This window comes from Pueribacillus theae, from assembly GCF_003097615.1.
GTDB classification, from domain to species: domain Bacteria; phylum Bacillota; class Bacilli; order Bacillales; family UBA6769; genus Pueribacillus; species Pueribacillus theae.
Genome location: NZ_QCZG01000008.1, coordinates 36,935 through 57,553 on the forward strand (window position 1 = coordinate 36,935; position 20,619 = coordinate 57,553).

Annotated in this window: 19 protein-coding genes; 3 read left to right on the forward strand and 16 right to left on the reverse strand. The window is 40.3% G+C overall.

Annotated elements, in window-relative coordinates:
• Positions 1 to 106: 106 nt before the first annotated feature.
• The 13 genes from deoC to gpr form a co-directional block, all read right to left on the reverse strand.
• On the reverse strand, positions 107 to 757 hold the full coding sequence (gene deoC / locus DCC39_RS05560; RefSeq protein WP_116553898.1) for a deoxyribose-phosphate aldolase: 651 nt from the start codon (positions 755 to 757) through the stop codon (positions 107 to 109).
• A 70-nt stretch (positions 758 to 827) separates the two neighbouring features.
• Entirely contained in the window at positions 828 to 2,171 is a 1,344-nt protein-coding gene (mtaB, locus tag DCC39_RS05565; RefSeq protein WP_116553899.1) for a tRNA (N(6)-L-threonylcarbamoyladenosine(37)-C(2))-methylthiotransferase MtaB, read from the reverse strand.
• Positions 2,172 to 2,175: 4 nt separating this feature from the next.
• Entirely contained in the window at positions 2,176 to 2,919 is a 744-nt protein-coding gene (locus DCC39_RS05570; RefSeq protein WP_116553900.1) for a 16S rRNA (uracil(1498)-N(3))-methyltransferase, read from the reverse strand.
• A gap of 1 nt (position 2,920) precedes the next feature.
• A complete protein-coding gene (gene prmA / locus DCC39_RS05575; protein WP_116553901.1) occupies positions 2,921 to 3,865 on the reverse strand; it encodes a 50S ribosomal protein L11 methyltransferase in 945 nt (314 codons plus the stop codon).
• 38 nt (positions 3,866 to 3,903) lie between these two features.
• Complete coding sequence (gene dnaJ / locus DCC39_RS05580) at positions 3,904 to 5,013, reverse strand: molecular chaperone DnaJ (RefSeq protein WP_116553965.1); 1,110 nt, start codon at positions 5,011 to 5,013, stop codon at positions 3,904 to 3,906.
• Positions 5,014 to 5,115: 102 nt separating this feature from the next.
• Positions 5,116 to 6,954: a molecular chaperone DnaK gene (gene dnaK / locus DCC39_RS05585; protein WP_116553902.1), complete on the reverse strand. Its 1,839-nt coding sequence runs from the start codon at positions 6,952 to 6,954 to the stop codon at positions 5,116 to 5,118.
• Between the two features lie 35 nt (positions 6,955 to 6,989).
• Positions 6,990 to 7,616, reverse strand: a complete 627-nt coding sequence (grpE, locus tag DCC39_RS05590; protein ID WP_240613548.1) for a nucleotide exchange factor GrpE — start codon at positions 7,614 to 7,616, stop codon at positions 6,990 to 6,992.
• Between the two features lie 131 nt (positions 7,617 to 7,747).
• Positions 7,748 to 8,776 (reverse strand): heat-inducible transcriptional repressor HrcA, encoded by a 1,029-nt coding sequence (gene hrcA, locus DCC39_RS05595; protein ID WP_116553903.1) that lies wholly within the window; start codon positions 8,774 to 8,776, stop codon positions 7,748 to 7,750.
• Between the two features lie 105 nt (positions 8,777 to 8,881).
• Positions 8,882 to 10,021, reverse strand: a complete 1,140-nt coding sequence (gene hemW / locus DCC39_RS05600) for a radical SAM family heme chaperone HemW (RefSeq protein WP_116553904.1) — start codon at positions 10,019 to 10,021, stop codon at positions 8,882 to 8,884.
• A gap of 85 nt (positions 10,022 to 10,106) precedes the next feature.
• A complete protein-coding gene (gene lepA, locus DCC39_RS05605; protein WP_116553905.1) occupies positions 10,107 to 11,930 on the reverse strand; it encodes a translation elongation factor 4 in 1,824 nt (607 codons plus the stop codon).
• A gap of 229 nt (positions 11,931 to 12,159) precedes the next feature.
• Entirely contained in the window at positions 12,160 to 12,486 is a 327-nt protein-coding gene (locus tag DCC39_RS05610) for a hypothetical protein (RefSeq protein WP_116553906.1), read from the reverse strand.
• Between the two features lie 20 nt (positions 12,487 to 12,506).
• On the reverse strand, positions 12,507 to 13,685 hold the full coding sequence (spoIIP, locus tag DCC39_RS05615; RefSeq protein WP_116553907.1) for a stage II sporulation protein P: 1,179 nt from the start codon (positions 13,683 to 13,685) through the stop codon (positions 12,507 to 12,509).
• Positions 13,686 to 13,944: 259 nt separating this feature from the next.
• Positions 13,945 to 15,054: a GPR endopeptidase gene (gene gpr / locus DCC39_RS05620; RefSeq protein ID WP_116553908.1), complete on the reverse strand. Its 1,110-nt coding sequence runs from the start codon at positions 15,052 to 15,054 to the stop codon at positions 13,945 to 13,947.
• 242 nt (positions 15,055 to 15,296) lie between these two features.
• On the opposite strand from gpr, the gene rpsT reads away from it, so the two are divergent.
• Positions 15,297 to 15,563: a 30S ribosomal protein S20 gene (gene rpsT / locus DCC39_RS05625; RefSeq protein ID WP_116553909.1), complete on the forward strand. Its 267-nt coding sequence runs from the start codon at positions 15,297 to 15,299 to the stop codon at positions 15,561 to 15,563.
• A gap of 95 nt (positions 15,564 to 15,658) precedes the next feature.
• On the opposite strand, the gene DCC39_RS05630 is transcribed toward rpsT, so the two are convergent.
• Together DCC39_RS05630 and DCC39_RS05635 are read right to left on the reverse strand one after the other, a co-directional pair.
• Positions 15,659 to 16,984 (reverse strand): sensor histidine kinase, encoded by a 1,326-nt coding sequence (locus tag DCC39_RS05630; protein WP_116553910.1) that lies wholly within the window; start codon positions 16,982 to 16,984, stop codon positions 15,659 to 15,661.
• Position 16,985: 1 nt separating this feature from the next.
• Positions 16,986 to 17,672, reverse strand: a complete 687-nt coding sequence (locus DCC39_RS05635; protein ID WP_116553911.1) for a response regulator transcription factor — start codon at positions 17,670 to 17,672, stop codon at positions 16,986 to 16,988.
• Between the two features lie 577 nt (positions 17,673 to 18,249).
• On the opposite strand from DCC39_RS05635, the gene DCC39_RS05640 reads away from it, so the two are divergent.
• Together DCC39_RS05640 and DCC39_RS05645 are read left to right on the forward strand one after the other, a co-directional pair.
• A complete protein-coding gene (locus DCC39_RS05640) occupies positions 18,250 to 18,684 on the forward strand; it encodes a DUF2269 family protein (RefSeq protein ID WP_116553912.1) in 435 nt (144 codons plus the stop codon).
• A gap of 25 nt (positions 18,685 to 18,709) precedes the next feature.
• On the forward strand, positions 18,710 to 19,324 hold the full coding sequence (locus tag DCC39_RS05645) for a DUF2306 domain-containing protein (RefSeq protein ID WP_116553913.1): 615 nt from the start codon (positions 18,710 to 18,712) through the stop codon (positions 19,322 to 19,324).
• A 76-nt stretch (positions 19,325 to 19,400) separates the two neighbouring features.
• Here the strand turns inward: DCC39_RS05645 and holA are convergent, their stop codons facing one another.
• Entirely contained in the window at positions 19,401 to 20,396 is a 996-nt protein-coding gene (gene holA / locus DCC39_RS05650; protein WP_240613549.1) for a DNA polymerase III subunit delta, read from the reverse strand.
• Positions 20,397 to 20,619 lie beyond the last annotated feature (223 nt).

Below are 20,619 nucleotides of genomic sequence, written 5' to 3' on the forward strand. Positions count from 1 at the left end.
TCTAAGGGTTTAATTTATGAAATTGATTCTATAAATAAATTTTTCAGAAAACTCAAGTTGTTGAGCAGACTAATTTTTAATTTTTAGAAAAACAACTAGCTTTTTATTATCCTTCTGAAACGATTGCAACGCTTGCGCTTGCACCAATTCTTGTCGCACCGGCCTTCACGAGGGCTTCGGCTGTTTCACGATCCCTGATGCCGCCGGATGCTTTTACACCGATATCAGGCCCTACTGCTTTACGCATGAGTTCAACATCTTCAACTGTGGCACCTCCAGTTGAGAAGCCTGTCGATGTTTTTACATAATGTGCCCCAGCTTTTACCGCTATCTCACAAGCGGTTTTTTTCTCTTCATCTGTAAGCAAGGAAGTTTCTATAATGACTTTTACAATCGCGCGCCCTCTCGTTGCCATAACGACGGATTGAATGTCCTTTTCAACGAGTTCCGTTTTGCCCTCTTTTAAAGCGCCGATATTAAGCACCATATCAATCTCATCGGCGCCATTTTCGATTGCTTCATTTGCTTCAAACGCTTTTGTTTCACTTGTTGTGGATCCAAGCGGAAAGCCGATGACTGTGCAGACTTTGACTGCGCTGCCTTTTAACAGTTCTTTCGCTTTTTTTACCCAAAAAGGGTTGACGCACACCGAACAAAATTGAAAAGCTTTTGCTTCCTCACAAAGCTCTTCAATTTCCTTTGATGTTGCATCTGCTTTTAAAAGGGTATGGTCAATTATACTCGAAAATGGGTGCATCGTTTTTTTACTCCTTTTTGAATTACAATACCGCAAATTGAATGAAAGTAAACGTGGAGTCAGAAACCGCCTAGGATGTCATTGACACATGGTCGCCAAGCACTCGAACGAACTGTCCTTCATTATAGGGGTAGCCTGCTTTTATAAGTTTTACTTTTACAAGTTTACCTACCATATCTTCTGTTGCTGGAACTTTTATTCTCAAATAGTTGTCGGAATAGCCCACGTATAGGCCTGAATCCGGATCTTCTTTAAACGGTTCCTCGGGAATGATTTCAAGCACATCTCCCTCAAACTGTGAAGCATATTCTTTTGCAAGCTGATCGGAAAGAGCAATTAAGCGATGGACACGGTCATTTTTTATTTCCTCTGGAATTTGGTTGTCCATTCTGGCTGCCGGGGTTCCCGTTCTTTTCGAGTATGGAAACACATGGAGCTCAGAGAACTTGTGCTCTTTCACAAAATTGTAAGTTTCCATGAACTCTTCTTCCGTTTCCCCAGGAAAACCAACGATAACATCAGAGGTGACCGCAAGACCTGGCAATGCTTTCTTTAATTTATTCAGACGATCGGCGAACATGTCCATCGTATATTTTCTCCGCATTCTTTTGAGGACAGTATCCGATCCGGATTGAAGCGGAATATGCAGATGACGGACAATTTTATCCGAAGAATCAATTGCTTCAATCACGTCTTCAGTTACTTGGCTTGCTTCAATGGAAGAGATTCGGAGGCGTTTTAGGCCGATCACTTTCTCATCTAAATCACGCAAAAGTTGGGCAAAGTTATAATCTTTCATGTCTTCGCCATACCCTGCCGTGTGGATGCCTGTTAATACAATCTCTTTATAGCCCGCATTGACAAGCTGCTGCGCCTGTTTAATGACCGCACCCGGTTCGCGCGAGCGAAGAAGGCCGCGGGCCCAAGGGATGATGCAGAAGGTACAGAAGTTGTTGCAGCCTTCTTGAATTTTGAGAGAGGCTCTCGTTCTGTCAGTAAAAGAAGGAACATCTAGTTCTTCGTACACCCTCGTTTTCATAATGTTCCCTACGCCATTAATCGGCTCTCTTTCTTTTCTAAACTGTTCAATATACTCGAGCAGTTTCACGCGATCTTGTGTGCCGACAACAATATCAACACCCGGAATATCCATGACCTCAGCTGAAGAGGTTTGCGCATAGCATCCTGTTACACAAACAATCGCGTCAGGATTTTTGCGAACCGCACGCCGAATCATTTGCCTGCTTTTTTTATCGCCCGTGTTCGTAACGGTACATGTATTAATGACATAAACATCTGCGCGTTTTTCAAAATCGACACGCTCATAGCCCTCTTTAAGAAATAGCTGCCAGATGGCTTCTGTTTCGTAGTGGTTCACTTTGCAGCCAAGTGTATAGAAAGCAACGGAAGACATGTTATCACCTCATTAGTTCTGTTTCGTATGATACGACGGCTAAAAAATAAAGAGAAGCCGTTTCTGTACGCAATATGCGCGGACCAAGCCCGCAAATGTGAAAATGATGTTCTTTCAACTGTTCGATCTCTTCTTTTGAAAACCCGCCTTCAGGGCCGACAACAAACAGAATTGATTGTCCGTGACTGATCGTTTTAAGCACGTTAGGAAGATCGTTATCCTCTTTATTTTTTGCTTCTTCCTCATAAGCGACAATTTTCAATTGATACTGTTCACCTTTTTGAAGGAGATCATCGAATGTGACCGGGGGATAAATGGACGGTATCGTTTGCCTGTGCGACTGTTCTGCCGCTTCTTTTGCAATTTTTTCAAGCCTTGCCACCCTTTTTTCGGACTTTTCTTTTGTCCATTTTACGATGGATCGTTCGGCCGCAAACGGAAGAAACCCAGCGGCTCCAAGCTCTGTCCCTTTTTGAACAATGTAATCAAGCTTATCCGCCTTTGGCAATCCTTGTGCAATTGTAACAGAAACAGGGAGCTCTTGCGACTCATGCATCCATTCAACGATGTTCGCTGAAACTTTTTCATTCGTTATTTCTTGGAGCTTGCATCGCGCAGTGCGGCTGCCGTCACTGCAAATAATGGAATCGCCTGCTGCCATCCGCATGACGCGTGAAATATGCCTAGCATCATTCCCTGCCAAGGTCACGGTATCTCCATCAAAAGCTTGAACGAAATAGCGTTGCATCTCATTCCTCCACATTTCTTGCGATAACCGCAATCCAGTCATCTTGCTGCATCACTTCTTCCACAGCCAGCCCGCTTTTTAATAAGGCTTCTTCAACGAGCTTCTGTTGACTTTTTATAATGCCGGAGGAAATGAACAAGCCGTTCTTTTTTAAAACGCGGGGCACATCGTTGGCTAACTGGATAACGATAGGAGCAAGCAAATTTCCAATAATTAGATCGGCTGTTTCATCAATATGATCAAGGAGATTGTTATTCTCAACTGTGATGTTCGATTGCAGGTGATTTAATTTAATATTTTCTTTCGCACTGCTGACGGCAACCGGATCAACATCGTAAGCCAAGACGCGGCCGGCTCCCAGTTTAGCAGCAGCAATGCTCAAAATTCCTGAGCCTGTACCTACATCGATGACGTGATCGTCCGGCTTGATGAACTTCGCAAGCGCTTTGATGCATAGTGTTGTCGTTTGATGTGTTCCAGTGCCGAAGGCCATGCCAGGATCAAGCTCAATGACGATTTCATCTTTATGTTTTCGTTCATAGTTCTCCCATATCGGAGCGATGGTGATGTTATCCGTCACTGAAATTGGCTTATAATATTGTTTCCACGATGTTGCCCAGTCTTCTTCGTCCACATTCCTTACTTCAATCGTTTTGCTGCCAAAATCGATATTTCGATCCGAAAGCTGTCCTATCATTCTTTTGATGGATTCGATTGTTTTGTCCAACTCTTCATCCGCTGGAAAATAACCTTTTACATCCACACCTGTCTCTGGATAATCGTCAGGATTGAGATCATAGATCTCACCGTACGGCGTATTCCATAGATTGACTAAATCTTTCGGATCTTCAATGACAACACCGCCAGACCCAGCTTCATGCAATATGTTTGAGACGATTTCTACAGCTTCTTGTGTCGTATGGATGCAAATTTCCGCCCATTGCAATGATCTCAAATCCTTTCATTAAAGAGGTTGTTCAAAAATTAGTCGCCTTTAAACGCTTTTTTAACTTTTGAGAAAAAGTTTTCATGTTGTTCATCCAGATGAATGCCGCTTATTTCCGCAAATTCGCGAAGGAGTTGTTTTTGTTTTTCTGTTAAGTTTTTCGGTGTAACGACCCGGATATTTACGTGTTGGTCCCCTTGGCCGTACCCTCTGACATTTTTAATGCCTTTTCCTTTCAGGCGGAATTTCGTACCTGTTTGCGTTCCTGGGGGGATTTTTAACTTTACTTTGCCATACAGCGTTGGAACTTCAATTTCATCACCTAAAGCTGCTTGGGCAAACGTTAATGGCATTTCACAAAGAATATCGTCTCCGTCCCGTTCGAAGAATTCGTGGCGCTTAATATGGAAAACGACAAATAAATCCCCTGGAGGCCCGCCGTTTTCACCTGGTTCTCCTTGCCCTGCGATACGGATTTGCTGGCCTTCATCGATACCTGCGGGAACTTTAATATGAATTTTCTTTTGCCTTTTTACTTTCCCGCTGCCGTGGCAAGTGCGGCATTTCTCTTTAATGATTTTTCCTGTTCCATTACAGTAGTTGCAAACCCTTCGATTCACAATTTTGCCAAACGGAGTATTTTGCTCAATATTCAGCTGCCCGGTTCCTCCGCAGTGAGAACAAGTTTCCGGCTTCGTTCCAGGCTTTGCCCCATCTCCACCGCACGTTTGGCATACTTCTTCTTTTGGTATAAAAATATCTGTTTCTTTTCCAAATGCAGCTTCTTCAAATTGAAGGGTCATTGAATATTGAAGATCAGCCCCTTGTCTCGGAGCGTTCGGATTGCGTCTTCCTCCACCTCCGAAAAACATATCGAAAATATCGCCAAATCCGCCAAAGTCAGCGCCTTGCCCGCCAAAGCCTTGATTTGGCTCGGTATGGCCAAATTGATCGTAATGGGCTTTCTTATTTGGATCGCTTAATGTTTCATAAGCTTCTTTTGCTTCTTTAAATTTTTCCGCGGCGTCCGCATCCTTGTTTACGTCCGGATGGTATTTCCGGGCGAGCTTTCGGTACGCTTTTTTAATTTCGTCCTGTGACGCATCTTTCGAAACGCCAAGAACTTCATAGTAGTCCCGTTTACTCATACTATCCACTCCCGATAAGTCTTGCTTAATCATAACACCATTCGTATTCGCAAAAAAGTCAAAGCCAAGAATTCCCTGACTTTGACTTTTCATTAATTATGATTATTTATCTTTGTCGTCGTCTACCTCTTCATATTCGGCATCAACAACATTGTCATCATTCGGCTTTCCAGAATTTCCTTGTTCGCCTTGTTGCTGTGCTTGTGCTTCTTTCGCAGCTTGTTCATATAATTTAACCGAAAGCTGTTGAACGATTTCAGATAAATCATCTTTTGCTTTTCTGATTTCTTCTGAATTATTTCCTTTTAATGCTTCTTGAAGCTTTTCTTTTGCATCGTTCGCTTTTTTCACTTCAGCTTCGTCAACTTTTCCTTCTAAATCTTTCAAGGTTTTGTCAACGGTGAATACGAGTTGGTCCGCTTCGTTGCGCAGTTCAACTTCTTCGCGGCGCTTTTTGTCTGCTTCCGCATTCTCTTCTGCTTCGCGTACCATTTTTTCAACTTCTTCCTCAGATAGTCCGGAAGATGATTTAATTGTAATTGATTGTTCTTTGTTTGTCCCTAAATCTTTTGCGCGGACGTTTACAATCCCGTTCGCGTCGATGTCAAATGATACTTCGATTTGAGGGATTCCTCTTGGTGCAGGAGGAATATCAGTAAGTTGAAAGCGACCGAGCGTTTTGTTGTCGGCTGCCATTTCACGCTCTCCTTGAAGCACGTGAATTTCAACAGATGTTTGGTTGTCAGCTGCTGTTGAGAAAATTTGCGAATGGCTTGTTGGGATCGTAGTATTACGTTCAATTAGTTTCGTAAATACGCCGCCCATTGTTTCAATTCCAAGAGACAGTGGGGTTACGTCAAGCAAAACGACGTCTTTTACATCGCCCGCAAGCACACCTGCTTGAATCGCAGCACCAAGTGCTACCACTTCATCCGGATTGACTCCTTTTGAAGGCTCTTTTCCTATTTCTTTTTGAATAGCTTCCTGAACTGCAGGAATTCTTGTAGAACCACCGACAAGAATTACTTTATCAATATCACTTGCGCTCAGGCCAGCATCCTTGAGGGCTTGTCTTGTTGGCCCCATTGTCCGTTCAACAAGATTTGCTGATAATTCCTCGAATTTCGCTCTTGTTAAATTCAGTTCCAAATGCTTTGGTCCTGTTGCATCTGCCGTGATAAACGGCAGTGAAATTTGCGTTTGCATGACACCAGAGAGATCTTTCTTCGCTTTTTCTGCAGCATCTTTTAAGCGCTGAATCGCCATTTTGTCTTGAGAAAGATCGATTCCATTCTCTTTTTTAAATTCAGAAACGAGATAATCGATGATGACTTGGTCAAAGTCGTCACCGCCTAAACGATTGTCGCCAGAAGTTGATTTTACTTCAAAAATTCCGTCGCCGAGTTCAAGAATTGAAACGTCAAATGTTCCGCCGCCAAGGTCGAATACGAGGATCGTTTGATCTTCTTCTTTTTCAAGCCCGTAAGCAAGCGCAGCAGCAGTTGGTTCGTTTACGATACGCTCCACTTCAAGGCCGGCAATTGTTCCTGCATCCTTTGTCGCTTGTCTTTCCGCATCATTGAAATAGGCGGGTACCGTAATCACAGCTTTCGTCACTTTATCACCTAAATAATCTTCGGCATATGATTTTAATTTTTGTAAAATGATCGCCGAAATCTCTTGAGGTGTATAAGATTTGCCTTCGATTTCCACTTTATAATCGGTTCCCATATGGCGCTTAATCGATTGAACTGTGTTTGGATTTGTGATTGCTTGGCGTTTCGCAACTTCACCTACTAATCGTTCCCCATCTTTAAAAGCAACAACAGAAGGTGTTGTCCGGTTGCCTTCAGGGTTAGGGATAACGGTTGCTTCCCCGCCTTCCATCACTGCTATACAAGAGTTTGTTGTACCTAAATCAATTCCGATAATTTTGCTCATTATTGTTCCTCCCATGACATCATTAAGTAAGTGATTTATTCGTTTACTTTCACCATTGCTGGGCGAATCACCCTATCTTTTAGCCGATAGCCTTTTTGCAAGACTTCTAACACAATTCCTGGTTCATGTTCTTCAGATTTTTCTTGCATGACTGCCTGATGTTTATTCGGATCAAATGGAACGCCATAAGCTTCCACTTCTTCAATATCTTCTTGCTTCAAAGCTTCCAGAAACTGGCGATAAACCATTTCTACACCTTGTAAGATGGATTTCGATTCTTCATTTGTCGTTTCGACCGATAGAGCCCGCTCAAAGTTGTCAAGCACCGGCAGCAACTGCTCCGCAAGAGATTGCGAGCGGTATTTTGCAGCCGCTTCCTTTTCGGCTTTCGTCCGTTTTCGGAAGTTGTCATAATCAGCTTGAACACGGAGAAAACGTTCGTTTAATTCCTTTAATTCCGCTTCGATTCTTTCCTTTTCAGCTCTTTCCTTTTCAGCTCTTTCCTTTTCAGTGTCTACTTCTGTTTCTTCAACGTTTTCAAGTTGTTCATCCGCGTTTTCTTGCTGTTCTTCGATTACCTTTTCTTCTTGGGCCTTTTCTGTTTCTTCCATTTCCTCTTCATTGAGAACGTTTGAAGTACGCTCTTCCTTCTGGTTATCCATGACGACACTCCTTACATGTCAATTCCTCGTAAAGGTTGTTCTTTAATAAATTTAAACATAGTATTTGGAAATAGCAAAGGGATGGAAGACAGAATCCTCCATCTCATTTACCACTGTGCCCTTCTTCAAAATTACTGATACCGTTTCGTTAAAGCTTTTGTCAAGTCTTTCGAAATAAAATCAAGGAGGCCAATGACCCGTTTATATTCCATTCTTGTCGGCCCGACGATGGCTATCGAGCCTACATGTTGGCCGACGACAGAATACGATGCGGTGATCAAGCTGCAATTTTTCATCACTTGCAAGTCGTTTTCATGTCCTATTTTTACTTCAATTCCATCGTTTTCTGTCCGTAAAATCTGATAAATTAATTCTTCTTCTTCAATTGTATCAAGCAATAGCCGTACTTTTTCCAAATCACGAAATTCGGGCTGAGCCAAAATATTGTTTTTCCCGCCATAATACACCTTTTCTGCTCTCTTTTCATTTGAAAACAGCGTAGCAAGCATGTTCATTACTTGTCCATAATTATGGATATAAGCTTTTAAAACAGAATCAATTTCTTTAAAGACCTTATTCCTAAGCTGGACGATTGGAACACCTTTTAAGCGTTCATTGAGTATGTTAATGACTTTCTCCAACTCAGATAAATCAAGATCATCTGGAATCGAAATGGTCCTGTTTTCAACTTGGCCTGTATCTGTGACAATAATCGCAACAGCAATTGTATCTGAAATTGGGATAATTTGTAAATGCTTTAGCTTTGTTTCGAACATTTCAGGTCCCAATATGATCGAAGTATAATTCGTTAGCTCAGAAAGAATAATTGCCGATTCTTGAATCACCTTCTCAAATTCATAAAACTTCTCAGTGAATAATGATTTTATGTTTTCAAGCTCATTATGATCAAAAACAAAAGGTGATAAAAGATGATCAACATAAAAGCGATAACCTTTTTCCGACGGGATTCGCCCAGATGAGCTATGGGTTTTCTCCAGATACCCCATTTCCTCCAAATCAGCTAGATCATTTCGTATCGTTGCAGGGCTGTAATTAATAGAACCCCGTTTTGAAATTGTACGTGAACCAACCGGTTCTGCATGGAGAATATAGTCATCAATCAAAACACGAAGAATTTTCAACTGGCGCTCCGTTAACATGATGATAATCACCTCTGTTAGCACTCTTGACATTTGAGTGCTAAATGTACTTATAAAGTATCAAAACGAGCTCCCTTTTGTCAATCCTTTTGCCCGACAAAAAAGCTATCCATCAATTAAAAACGCTTCGAAAGCCTCATTGCCTAAAAAAACACCTTGTTCTGTTAAACAAACACTTTCGTTATCGATCGTAATGAGCCCCTTTTTTAAAAGTTGATCAATTGCCCTGCCATACACATCATCGATTGTCCGGCCGAATTTGTGATAAAAAATGTCTTTTGAAACGCCTGTTCGTTTTCTAAGCCCCATAAACATCTCTTCTTCCATCTTCTGTTCTAATGTTAATCTGTTTTCCCTAAAGTAAGGAAAGCCTTCTTTTTTAACGAGCAACATGTATTTTTTCAAAGGGCCTGCATTTTCTCGGCGCACGCCGTCAATATAACTGTGCGCTCCAGCGCCGATTCCGTAGTATTCATTATTGTCCCAATAGGTTAGATTATGCTTGCTTTCCTTGCCGGGTTTTGCAAAATTGCTAATTTCATAATGAATAAAACCATTATCTCTCATTTGCTTTATTAATTCCTCAAACATTGCTGTTTCTTCTTCCTCAGGCGGCAGATGAAGTGTTCCTGCGTTCATCTGATTATAAAAAATCGTTTTTGGCTCGATTTGCAGGGAATAGGATGAGACGTGGTCAATAGGCAGTTTTTTTGCTTTCTCAAGTGATTCTTTGAACATACGTAATGTTTGTCCCGGCAAGCCAGACATTAAATCAATCGAAATATTGTTAAAGCCTGCTTGCCTTGCTAATTCAATGTTTTCATAAATATCATTTTCCTGATGGTTCCGGCCAATACGTTTAAGCAATTCATCCTGAAAGGCTTGTACGCCGATACTCAAACGATTGACACCGTATTCTTTCAGTGCTTTTAATTTATCGTAATCAAGACTCCCCGGGTTGGCTTCAAAGGTGAATTCATAACCCGGTTCAAATTTGAAATTGGAATGGATCGCACCAAAAAATCGGTCGAACTGCTTTTCATTCAGCACAGAAGGCGTGCCTCCGCCGACAAAAGCTGTTTTCATGCGGGAGTATGAAAAACGTTTCACCGTGTTTTCCATCTCTTTTGCCATATCATCCAAATATTCATCGACCGGCTGGTTTTTTAAAAAAAATTTATTGAAGTCACAGTAATAACAAATTTGTTCACAAAACGGAATATGGAAATAAACAGACTGGACGATCGGAATCGCCTCCTATCGTAAAAGTAAAAACGCGCCTGACAAATCTTTCGTCAAGTGCGTTTTTCATCATAGATTTCTGTACCGTTTAATCATTATCCATCCGCAAAACGGCCATAAACGCTTCTTGCGGAACGTCTACTTTCCCGACTGTTTTCATACGCTTCTTACCTTCTTTTTGCTTTTCAAGAAGTTTTCGCTTTCTTGATACGTCTCCCCCGTAACATTTTGCGAGGACATTTTTCCTGAGAGCTTTAATTGTTGAACGAGCGATTATTTTTTGGCCGATTGTCGCCTGGACAGGCACTTCAAACTGCTGTCTAGGGATGAGCTCTTTTAATTTTTCAGTAATTGCTTTTCCCCGCTCGAAAGCAAAATCTTTATGGACAATGATCGAAAGCGCATCAATTTTTTCACCATTTAAAAGAATTTCCATTTTTACAAGTTTAGACTCTTTGTAGCCAATTAACTCATAATCAAGTGAAGCGTACCCTTTCGTGCTTGATTTAAGCTGGTCGAAAAAGTCGTACACAATTTCACTTAAAGGCAAATGATAGACGATACTTACACGGTTTTCGTCTAAATATTGCATATCGATAAACTCTCCGCGTTTTTTCTGGCAAAGCTCCATTACCGATCCGACATACTCTTTTGGTGTCATAATCGTCGCTTTCACAAACGGTTCTTTTACAGAACTTATCTTTTGTGCAGGCGGCATGTTTGCGGGATTATCAACAGTAAGAAGCTCACCGTCTGCCAGCTCGACCTCATAGATAACGCTTGGTGCAGTTGTAATCAGATCAATATTAAATTCACGTTCGATTCTTTCTTGAATGATTTCCATGTGAAGAAGCCCAAGGAATCCGCAGCGGAAACCGAAACCAAGCGCCTGTGAAGTTTCTGGTTCATATTGCAGCGAAGAATCGTTTAATTCCAGGCGTTCAAGGGCTTCTCTTAAATCATTATATTGATTTGAATCGATTGGATACATTCCGCAAAATACCATCGGATTCATTTTTCGATAGCCAGGCAAAGGCTCATCTGCCGGATTTGAAACGCTCGTAATCGTATCGCCGACTCTCGTATCGCCGACATTTTTAATTGAAGCAGTTAAATAGCCGACATCGCCAACGGTTAATTCCTCTTTTTCAATCGCTTTCGGTGAGAAAACCCCTAGTTCGGTTACTTCGAATTCTTTACCTGTGGCCATCATTCTAATTTTATCTCCGATTTTCACACTGCCTTCAACAATACGGATATAAGCAACGACACCCCGGTAAGAATCGTATAATGAGTCAAAAATCAATGCTTTTAGGGGGGCATCGGGATCTTTATCAGGAGGCGGGACCTTCTCAACAATTTGTTCTAGAATCTCACTGATCCCAATTCCTGTTTTTGCGGAAGCAAGCACAGCCTCACTGGCATCTAAACCAATGACATCTTCGATTTCCCTTTTCACCCGCTCCGGATCGGCGCTTGGCAAGTCGATTTTATTAATGACCGGCAAGATTTCGAGGTCATTTTCCAATGCTAAATAAACATTGGCAAGTGTCTGCGCTTCAATTCCCTGGGCAGCGTCAACGATTAATAAAGCCCCCTCACAAGCGGCAAGGCTTCTTGAAACTTCATAAGTGAAATCGACATGCCCTGGAGTGTCAATAAGATGAAAAATATAGTCTTGCCCATCTTTCGCTTTATAATTTAATTGGACAGCATTCAGCTTAATTGTAATTCCACGTTCTCTCTCTAAATCCATCGCATCAAGCGTTTGTTCTTTTAATTCACGCTGAGTTAATGCCCCTGTTTCTTCTAAAATGCGATCGGCAAGGGTCGATTTCCCGTGATCAATATGAGCAATAATGGAAAAATTTCGAATCCGTGATTGCCGGGCTAATTTCTCTTCTCGATTCATTTTCTTCCTCCTAAGGCGAACTACACAGACTTGATTATAGCAATTGACAAGCATTGATTCAATAAAGCGAGACTTCATCAGTGGGGATCATTTTCGTCTCCACTGATGGTTAGCACTCACAGAGTATAATTCTCGCTAACTCACTTCGTTCGCAGTCTCGATAAACGAGAATTATCAGGGTGTTAGCGAAACTTATGGCCAAACAAAAAAACTGCATTTTGCAGTTTCATTAAACAAAGGTATGGATCGCTTTTTCAAATGCAGATAAAAATTGAAAAATGATCGTTCTTGACGTGCTTTTTAATACATTGGAAATCCCGTTTGCTGTGAGAGAATAGACATTGTCTTTATTTTCATCATATGTTTTTTCAATCTTGGTTTCGTTCGCACGCTCTTCTTCTTTTATCTTTTGCTGGTCTTTCCATTCTTCATATTCCGAAAACATTGTTTCTTCCTTGCCCGTTTTACCCGGATGATCGGATAAGTTCTGTCCAAAATAAATCCCGCTATAAAAAACAGCGCCTATCAGCAGGCAAGCCATAATGAATTTTGACATTTTGCACATTCCTTCCTTTCTCACTTATTTGAAACTTTTTCACCGTCCCAATAATATTCACTAAAAACATCCGCTAATGCTGCAGCTGTACGATAATTTTCTTCCATCGTGTTGTCAACGCCGCCAACCTCAAGAAGCGCGGAACGATCGGAAAGATCTTGGTTATAAATACCGTTTCCCTGCGATTTGTCTTTTGTAATGATTCCTCTGCTTAAGCCCGGGTATTTTTTTTCCAACTTTTCGTTTAATTGTTTTGCGAACTGAAGGTTCTCTTCATAATTTTTGTTTGCTTTTCCGATGACGAAAAATAATCTCGAATACGCTTTCCCATTAATTGTAACTGTCGTTTTATCTCTCCTCTGAGAATCGCGGTGAAAATCAAAGAAAAAAGCTAAATTTTTATCACTCGCCATGGCAGATTGTACAACTTCTCGTGACATTCGATAAGAACTGCCAAATTTTAAACCTCTTTCATTTAACTTTTTCATGATGTTCGTTTCATCGGCCTGGGCACCGATTCCTCTTTTCTTCAATTCCTCGCTGAATTTTTTTCCGACCATCGTTATATTTACTTTGGAATGGTGGGCGAGATTCGGATTTTTTACCCCTTCCAAGTGGGGAAGATAAGATTCAGAACTATGGGAATGGTAAATAAACACAACGTTCTTATTTCCGGTTGTCATTGCAGGTGGTTTCACTTCTTCATTTTCAGATTCATATTTTTCCAGTTCTTCAATCGATGCTTTCCGTTCTGCCAGAAGCACCTCCATCGGTGGGGACGACTCAATAGGCAGGCTCGTATAATCCGTTCCTTCCCCCGCTACATAGATTTCCGCATCGTATAATGCGAAGCCGGGCAATTCCCTTCCAAGAAGACTGCGAATATCACCAGGCTTAATGCTTGTCGCAAATTCAAAGGCAACTGATGAAAAATTCGGAGGTTCACTTTCTTCCGGAAGTATCGTTGTAAAATAGCGGTTTTCCATCCCCATCACATAGATTAATGATTCGCTGGAAAAGTTCGTAAGCCAATTATGAATGGTTGAAGATGCGAAACGATATTTCATTTCATACGAAGTAAGCAACAATATAAAGGAACTAATCGTTATAAATCCAATAAATCCCGTTATAACAAGCCTTTTCAGGCTTGTCCCTTCAAAATAGGCTTGGATTCCAGAAGGTTTGTCCATCTTCTTCATCCTTTCAAAGCAAAGCTTGTCTGTTTTTTAATCTATGCAGACATTTGAAAGGAAAGAACAGGATTTAAAAAATATATACGTTGTACTAAAGAATTTTACTTACAGTTGGTTTGAGTTTGGCGAGGAAGTATTCGGGGCACTTCGAGACCTACGGAGCGACTGAAAGCAATAGCAACGTTGACCGCTTTCCGGTGCTCTTCGTTTAGCTATTCAAACTCAAAAGACTGCTATTAAAATTTTTAGTTCATTCTATGCAGATTCACTTTGTAAAAATTCCGCTGTTCGTTTGGTTTACTTGTCCATGAAGTGAGGCGTTCAAACCACCGGCAATAACGTTTGCCATGTCTTCTATAAATACATCAACTTCCTTCGGCGTAACCATCATATTATGCCCAAGAGGTGCAAGGACTTCTCGAATCAATTGTTTTTTCTCCTCATCCTCAAGGTTGCCGACAACACCCATAAAAATTTCCCTGTTTTTCTTATCAGGCAAATCCTCATCTGTTAATACAGTGCGTTCGCCAAACACCATGCCGGCAGGTGTAAGCTTTCTAGATGGTTTGCCCCCCTCGCGAAGCTCTTTGCCAAAATGCTTCAAAATAAAGTCAATCGTATCGCTTGCAATCGTTACCGCCTCAATTACTGTGGGAATCCCAATTGCGACGACAGGGATTCCAAGCGTATCAAAACTTAGCTCTTTACGTTTGTTTCCAACCCCTGAACCTGGATGGATGCCTGTATCAGAAATTTGTATCGTCGTATTAATTCGGCTGATCGAACGTGATGCCAAAGCATCAATTGCAATGACAAAATCCGGTTTCGTTTTCTGTATGACACCGTTGATGATATCACTCGTTTCAATTCCGGTTATCCCCATTACCCCGGGGGAAATGGCGCTTACAGGACGGAAACCTTCTTTCACACTTTCAGGGGACAGATCAAATAAATGCTTTGTCACTAACACATTCTCAACAACTGCAGGCCCTAAAGCATCAGGCGTCACATTCCAATTCCCTAAACCAACAATAAGGCAGCTTGCATCTTTTTTTATGTTGAGCTCCTGTAAAAAAGCAGCAAATTCTTTTGAAAAAATAGCTTGAACCGTTTCCTGCAGATCTGAGTCTTTTTCGCGGATGCCTTGCATTTCAAATGTTAAATAACGCCCAGCTTTTTTTCCGATTCTCTCTTCCCCTTCTTTCGAAATTTCAACTGTCGTTATTTTAATGCCGCTTTCGTTTCTTTCTTTTACGGCGACTCCATTTATATCTTCGGCTTTTGTTCCTTTTTCTTTTTCAACGACCATTTCATGAGCTTCTAATGCTAAGTCGGTGCGTATTTCATACTTTTCCAAACTAATGTCTTTTTCCATATCACTTCACCCTTTTTCTCATTCTTTCTATAAATTAGAAACAGAAGATTTTAACAGCAGTCTGTGGTCAACATTCTTTTGTTCAGCTTATATAGCTCATTCTTCAAATATTCTCACCGCTTTTCACCTTTTTCATTCTTTATTGCAATTGCATGTTGGATTTGATAAAATACATTTGTTCTAATTGAAAAAATAATTTTTTCTTTTGTTCGTGTTTCGGTTAGACTTAGGAGGTGACATAAATGCCAAATATTAAATCTGCAATTAAACGTACGCGTCAAAACGAACAACGCCGTGCACATAACACTGCAATCAAGTCAGCAATGCGCACAGCGATGAAATCAGTTGAAACGAAACTTTCAAATGATGATATTGAAGGTGCGAAAGAAGCTTTTTCATTCGCAACAAAAAAGCTTGATAAAGCAGCAAACAAAAATGTGATCCACAAAAATACAGCAGCACGCCATAAAGAAAGGCTTGCTAAAAAAATCAACGCTCAAAGCAAGTGACCTGGTAAAGGTCGCTTTTATTTTTGGGTATTCGGATTTTAGTGTAGAAAACTCATTTTACCTAATAAATGTTCACATAGCATTAATAAGGGTTATCAAGCATTAGAACAGTGAGCTGGTATCCAACCTTTTATCAGTGCACCGCCTTCTGAATGGTTATCTACGACAAGGTCACCCCCGTGTCGTCTAACGACCCTTCTTGAAATAGTTAACCCTAACCCCACCCCTCCGGTTGAACGATTTCGTGATGCTTCACCGCGATATAGTGGATCAAAAACGCGATGAATCTCTTCGGAAGAGAAACCTTTCCCCGTATCTTGAACAGTAAAGACCACTCTGTTACCGTCCTTATAGCATTGTATAAAAATTTTACCAGAGTGTGGTGTATGTCTGACAGCATTATCCAATAAGTTATTTATTGCGCGCTCTAATAAATACGAATCGCCCATGATCATACAATCGTCCCCAAAATAGTTTGTGATAATCGAGATGTTGTTTTGCTTAGCTAGTGGATTCAGGCTATCAATCGACTTCTTTAATAAATTCGGAAGATTAACCGTGGTTTTTTTGAGTTCCATCTCCAAATATTCCGTCTTTGTAAATGTAAAAAGATCCTCGACAAGACGGGCCAATTGTGCTGACTTTTCCTTACAAACCGCCAGATACCTTGCTTGTTTATCTGGAGAATCAGCAATTCCTTCCTCTAGACCATCCAAATAACCTCGTAAGGCGAATAATGGTGTCCGTAAATCGTGGGCGACTGCAGCAATGATAAATCGTCGTTCTTCTTCCAATTCCACTTGTTTTTGCATGGAATCTTGGAGACCTTCTGTCATTATTCGAATTCCACCATATACTTCCGTAATTTCTTTGATCGGGGACATTGGCAATAGGACATCCAAATCGCCTTCTGCGACTTGTCGGACTGCCAGGCTCATTTTCTCAAGCGGTTTGAGAATGAACCTTCGCATAACATAACCGATGATAAAAAAGGCTAACAATAAACCTGTAAAGGCCACAATCATCTGACCCCCTCTTGGGTTCGGCTGAAAAATCATTACTCTCCCAATTAGGAGTCCATCTTGCATAATTGAAAACTGTTCCGCTCGCGTAAATGAGTGATCCTCCTCAGGGAAAAATTGAAAAATCTCTTGATTTGATTCGGTTAAAATTTCTACACCCATGTCCAACGCTTGTAACTTTCCTCTTAAATCATCTTGCCATTTGGGGTTAGACCAGTTTTCTATATTTGTTTCAATGAAGTTGCTCATTTTTTTAAAATTTTCTTTCTGAGCTTCATTCGTACCGAAACTGAGTGATTTTGTTGTTAGTAAGTGGGCCGTTACGTAAAATACCCATGGCAACATCAAGATTAAAAGCAAACTAAGTATAGAAAATGTGCGAATGCGAATTGATCTCATTTTATTCTCCTTTAAAACGGTAGCCTATACCCCAGACATTGACTATATATTTTGGTTCGCTTGGATCGGACTCAACTTTCTCACGTAGGCGGCTAATATGGACGCGGACAGTATGTTTATCGCCAATTCCATCCCAAAATTTTTCAAGTAATTGATCATATGTAAAAACAATTTGCGGATGCTCGGCAAACAGTCGCAATAATTCATATTCTTTTGGCGTAAGTGAGATGGATCTTCCCTCTACAAATACTTCTCTTGTGGATAAATCCAAAGTCAGGCCACCATAATCCAAGATCGTCCTGTTAAATCCCTTCTGGGAACCAGAGCGTCGCAATACAGCCTTCACTCGGGCAATAATCTCACCCGGAGATGCAGTTTTAACTATATAATCATCCCCTCCAAGGGCCAGCCCGCGAATTTTATCTACATCATCACTGAGGGCGCTCAAGAAGAGGATAGGAATGTCACTTTTCTCCCGTACCTGCCTACAGAACTCGAAACCATTTTGTCTCGGCATCATGATGTCAAGAATGATGCAATCAATTGTAATCTGCTTAAGTGTGGACAGTGCTTGATCGGCGTCATAAGCGGTTTTTACATAGAAACCGTCATTCTCCAAGAAGTCCCTTAGTAGTTCGACAATGCTTTTGTCATCATCCACAACCAGAATCGTCTGTATTTCCTTCACATAATCCTACCTTCCCTTCGATGCTAGTTAAAGAAATGGGCCTTCCATCGAAATCAACTTTCAGTATATCACTGTTTCAACAATGATAACTTCACATCACTTTTTTGTGATGGATTGTGATTGTTTTGTGATCTTTTTGTCCCATCATTTGAGACACTTAAAGGTTATTCTCTAATTGTGAAACAATCGGCGAATATTCACTATAAATAAGTGTTTCGCCTCACTTTTACTACTTTAAGGGGGTTAAGCACATGCGGTGGAACAACTATAGTTTGGAAAGCTGAAGGAAATGCACCTAAAGAAAGCAAACATAAAAATCCAATGGAAGCAACAAGTTCCAGCTCCTCTAATCAAACTGATAAGTGCTTTTTCCACACCTATTGGGGATCTTTTCGTTTTAATTGTACAGGAAGGGAATCAATTAAAGTGGTCTATGAAATGAAGAGGCCTATAAGACTTTCTTTAAGATTTATCGTTTCTGTAGATGGAAACAGTATGTTTGGTGAAGCAAAGGCAGGTATGCTTCCCTCATTAAAATGAATTGGACATCGTATTTCTTAAGAATGGAGTTGTAGTTATGTATTCATTTATTGTATTTGTTCATGTAATAGGTGCTTTATTGCTCGGTAGTTTTTTAGCTTTTCCAGTTGCGTTTAAATCTCCTTTGTCACGTTCAGGTCATGAATTAAAAATATCTGTTAAAACATTGGTAGGCTTTACCCGCTTTGGCCATTATGCATTAATTTTGTTAATCATTACAGGAGGATGGATGGTAATGGGATATGCCACTTATCCTTCTTTGTTATGGGTGGTGCTATCATTCATCCTGCTTATGCTTATTGGTGCTTTGATCGGTATGATACAAAATAACTTGAAACGAGTCATTCTTGCAGAGGATCCTGACAATGCGTTGCAACGAAATAAGGCCAAACTTAATACACTCGGTTGGTTTACATTTGTGCTTATTTTTACTGTTGTTTTTGTTATGACAAATCGTGGTTTATTTGCCTAAATATTAGGGGAAAGGATAACGATAAATGAAAAATAACATTTGGATCATTTTTTTAATCGTGTCGTTCATGTGGGTCATGCATACATTTTCAAAAAACTTCATGGTTGATCCCACTCTTCAGAACTTTCTTGCTAAAAAAGATGAAGTTTTAACTAACGAATCGTTGTGGATACTTATGATCAGGTTACATATAATTTTTGCTATTATCTCCCTTATCACTGGACCTTTGGGTGTGATCAAGAAATTACGAATGAAATCTATCCAATTTCATCGTTGGAATGGTCGAGTCTATGCGCTGTCTATTTTGTTAAATTTTATCCCTGGTATTTACGTTTCTTTTTTTGCAACAGGAGGATGGTTGAGCACCATTGGATTTCTCGTTTTAAATACACTATGGTTTGGTACAACAATTCTAGGCTATATCAATATTAGAAGAAAAAATGTGATAAAGCATAGTTCATGGATGTCAAGAAGCTTCTTTCTTGCCTTTGCCAATATGATCATCTACATCATTGTGGCCATTTCGCACAATGCCTTGCAATTTTCATATGGTACTTCCTACACAATTGCTGTATGGTTATGCTGGGTGATCAGTTTATGCATTGCTGAAACCATGATAAGAAAAAAAGTATTTATATAATTGGATAGTATACCTTTTCCGAATACCCTTATTTTTTTACAAAAAAACAATCATATGAATCAGATTCACACGACTGTTACCCAGTAGAGCGATCGGGAATTTCTGCAAAAAGAAGCTCCAATAATAAATGCTTTTCAAATTTTCCGCTTTTCATTTGGTAGTCCGCCTCAGCTAATTTGTCAATGAGCCGAAAGCATTCTGCTTCAGAAAAATTTTTTCCTTGCCTTATTGCCTGCTGAACGGCATAAGGATGGAGCTTTAAAAAAGAAGCCATTTGCTTTTGAGAATATCCCCTTCTCGATAACTCCTTTACTTGATAAATGATTCGAAACTGTCTTGCGAGAAGCCCAACGAGCTTTATTGGTTCTTCTTTTTGCTCAAACAGATCGTAAAGGGTTTGGAATGCTTTTTCCATACGTTGGTTCACCACATGATCGACTAGCACGAACACATTGTCTTCCAAGGTGCGCGCGACAAGCCGATCAATCATCTCTTCAGTCACACTCTCCCCTTCTTCAATATAAAGGGCAAGCTTTGCCATTTCATTCTTCAACTTTCTAAGTTCAGTGCCTGCGAGCAGCACAAGTTTTTTTAATGCGTCATCATCGATTGAAAAGTGAAGCTCGCTTGCTTCTTTTTTTAGCCATTCAATTAATGCTTTGCCTTTTAAAGGGACGGCCGATATTACTTTCGCTGATTTTTTAAGTTCCTTCACTATTTTCTTGCGTTCATCAAGCTTTTCATACGGCGCTTCGAATATAACAATAGAATGCGGTGAAGGATTCTTTATATACTCTTCGAGCTTTTTAACATTGTGCTCGATATTTTTTTGTTTTTCAGACGTTAAAAAAAGAGGATTTTTTATGACGACAACCCGTTTATCAGCCAAAAACGGTAATGTTTCAGCGTCATCTATGGCTTCTTCGATTGCCACTTCCCCCATATCATAAATAGCCAAATTAAAATCATATGTATCTTCGTCCAAAGTTGATTTCACAATTTCATGTGTTGCTTCGTCGATTAAAAACCTTTCACTTCCATATAATAAATAAAGAGGAAAATCTTTACCCACTGTTTTCACCTCGATCTTTAGAGTATAATCATTTATGTGAATTGACAAGAGAAAAGGGAGATTAGCTTAAAAACTAATCCCCCATGTATGTGAACGCCAGCAAGAAGAGCCCGCGGATACCCTTTTGCTGGCGATGTTTTTCTTTTGTATTTCTTATCCTATCCTATGCTTTGAAAACCTATAGGTGAAAACTCTTAGTAAAACTGGAAGGAATCGTGATATT

What these genes read in the sequence shown, in the direction of transcription:
- DCC39_RS05570 (WP_116553900.1), bottom strand. Translation starts at nt 2,919, where the DNA reads ATGCAACGCTATTTCGTTCAAGCTTTTGATGGAGATACCGTGACCTTG.
- gpr (WP_116553908.1), bottom strand. Translation starts at nt 15,054, where the DNA reads ATGGAAAAAGACATTAGTTTGGAAAAGTATGAAATACGCACCGACTTA.
- dnaK (WP_116553902.1), bottom strand. Translation starts at nt 6,954, where the DNA reads ATGAGCAAAATTATCGGAATTGATTTAGGTACAACAAACTCTTGTATA.
- spoIIP (WP_116553907.1), bottom strand. Translation starts at nt 13,685, where the DNA reads ATGAAGAAGATGGACAAACCTTCTGGAATCCAAGCCTATTTTGAAGGG.
- deoC (WP_116553898.1), bottom strand. Translation starts at nt 757, where the DNA reads ATGCACCCATTTTCGAGTATAATTGACCATACCCTTTTAAAAGCAGAT.
- DCC39_RS05640 (WP_116553912.1), top strand. Translation starts at nt 18,250, where the DNA reads ATGTATTCATTTATTGTATTTGTTCATGTAATAGGTGCTTTATTGCTC.
- grpE (WP_240613548.1), bottom strand. Translation starts at nt 7,616, where the DNA reads ATGGATAACCAGAAGGAAGAGCGTACTTCAAACGTTCTCAATGAAGAG.
- DCC39_RS05630 (WP_116553910.1), bottom strand. Translation starts at nt 16,984, where the DNA reads ATGAGATCAATTCGCATTCGCACATTTTCTATACTTAGTTTGCTTTTA.
- dnaJ (WP_116553965.1), bottom strand. Translation starts at nt 5,013, where the DNA reads ATGAGTAAACGGGACTACTATGAAGTTCTTGGCGTTTCGAAAGATGCG.
- rpsT (WP_116553909.1), top strand. Translation starts at nt 15,297, where the DNA reads ATGCCAAATATTAAATCTGCAATTAAACGTACGCGTCAAAACGAACAA.
- hrcA (WP_116553903.1), bottom strand. Translation starts at nt 8,776, where the DNA reads ATGTTAACGGAGCGCCAGTTGAAAATTCTTCGTGTTTTGATTGATGAC.
- DCC39_RS05645 (WP_116553913.1), top strand. Translation starts at nt 18,710, where the DNA reads ATGAAAAATAACATTTGGATCATTTTTTTAATCGTGTCGTTCATGTGG.
- DCC39_RS05610 (WP_116553906.1), bottom strand. Translation starts at nt 12,486, where the DNA reads ATGTCAAAATTCATTATGGCTTGCCTGCTGATAGGCGCTGTTTTTTAT.
- lepA (WP_116553905.1), bottom strand. Translation starts at nt 11,930, where the DNA reads ATGAATCGAGAAGAGAAATTAGCCCGGCAATCACGGATTCGAAATTTT.
- mtaB (WP_116553899.1), bottom strand. Translation starts at nt 2,171, where the DNA reads ATGTCTTCCGTTGCTTTCTATACACTTGGCTGCAAAGTGAACCACTAC.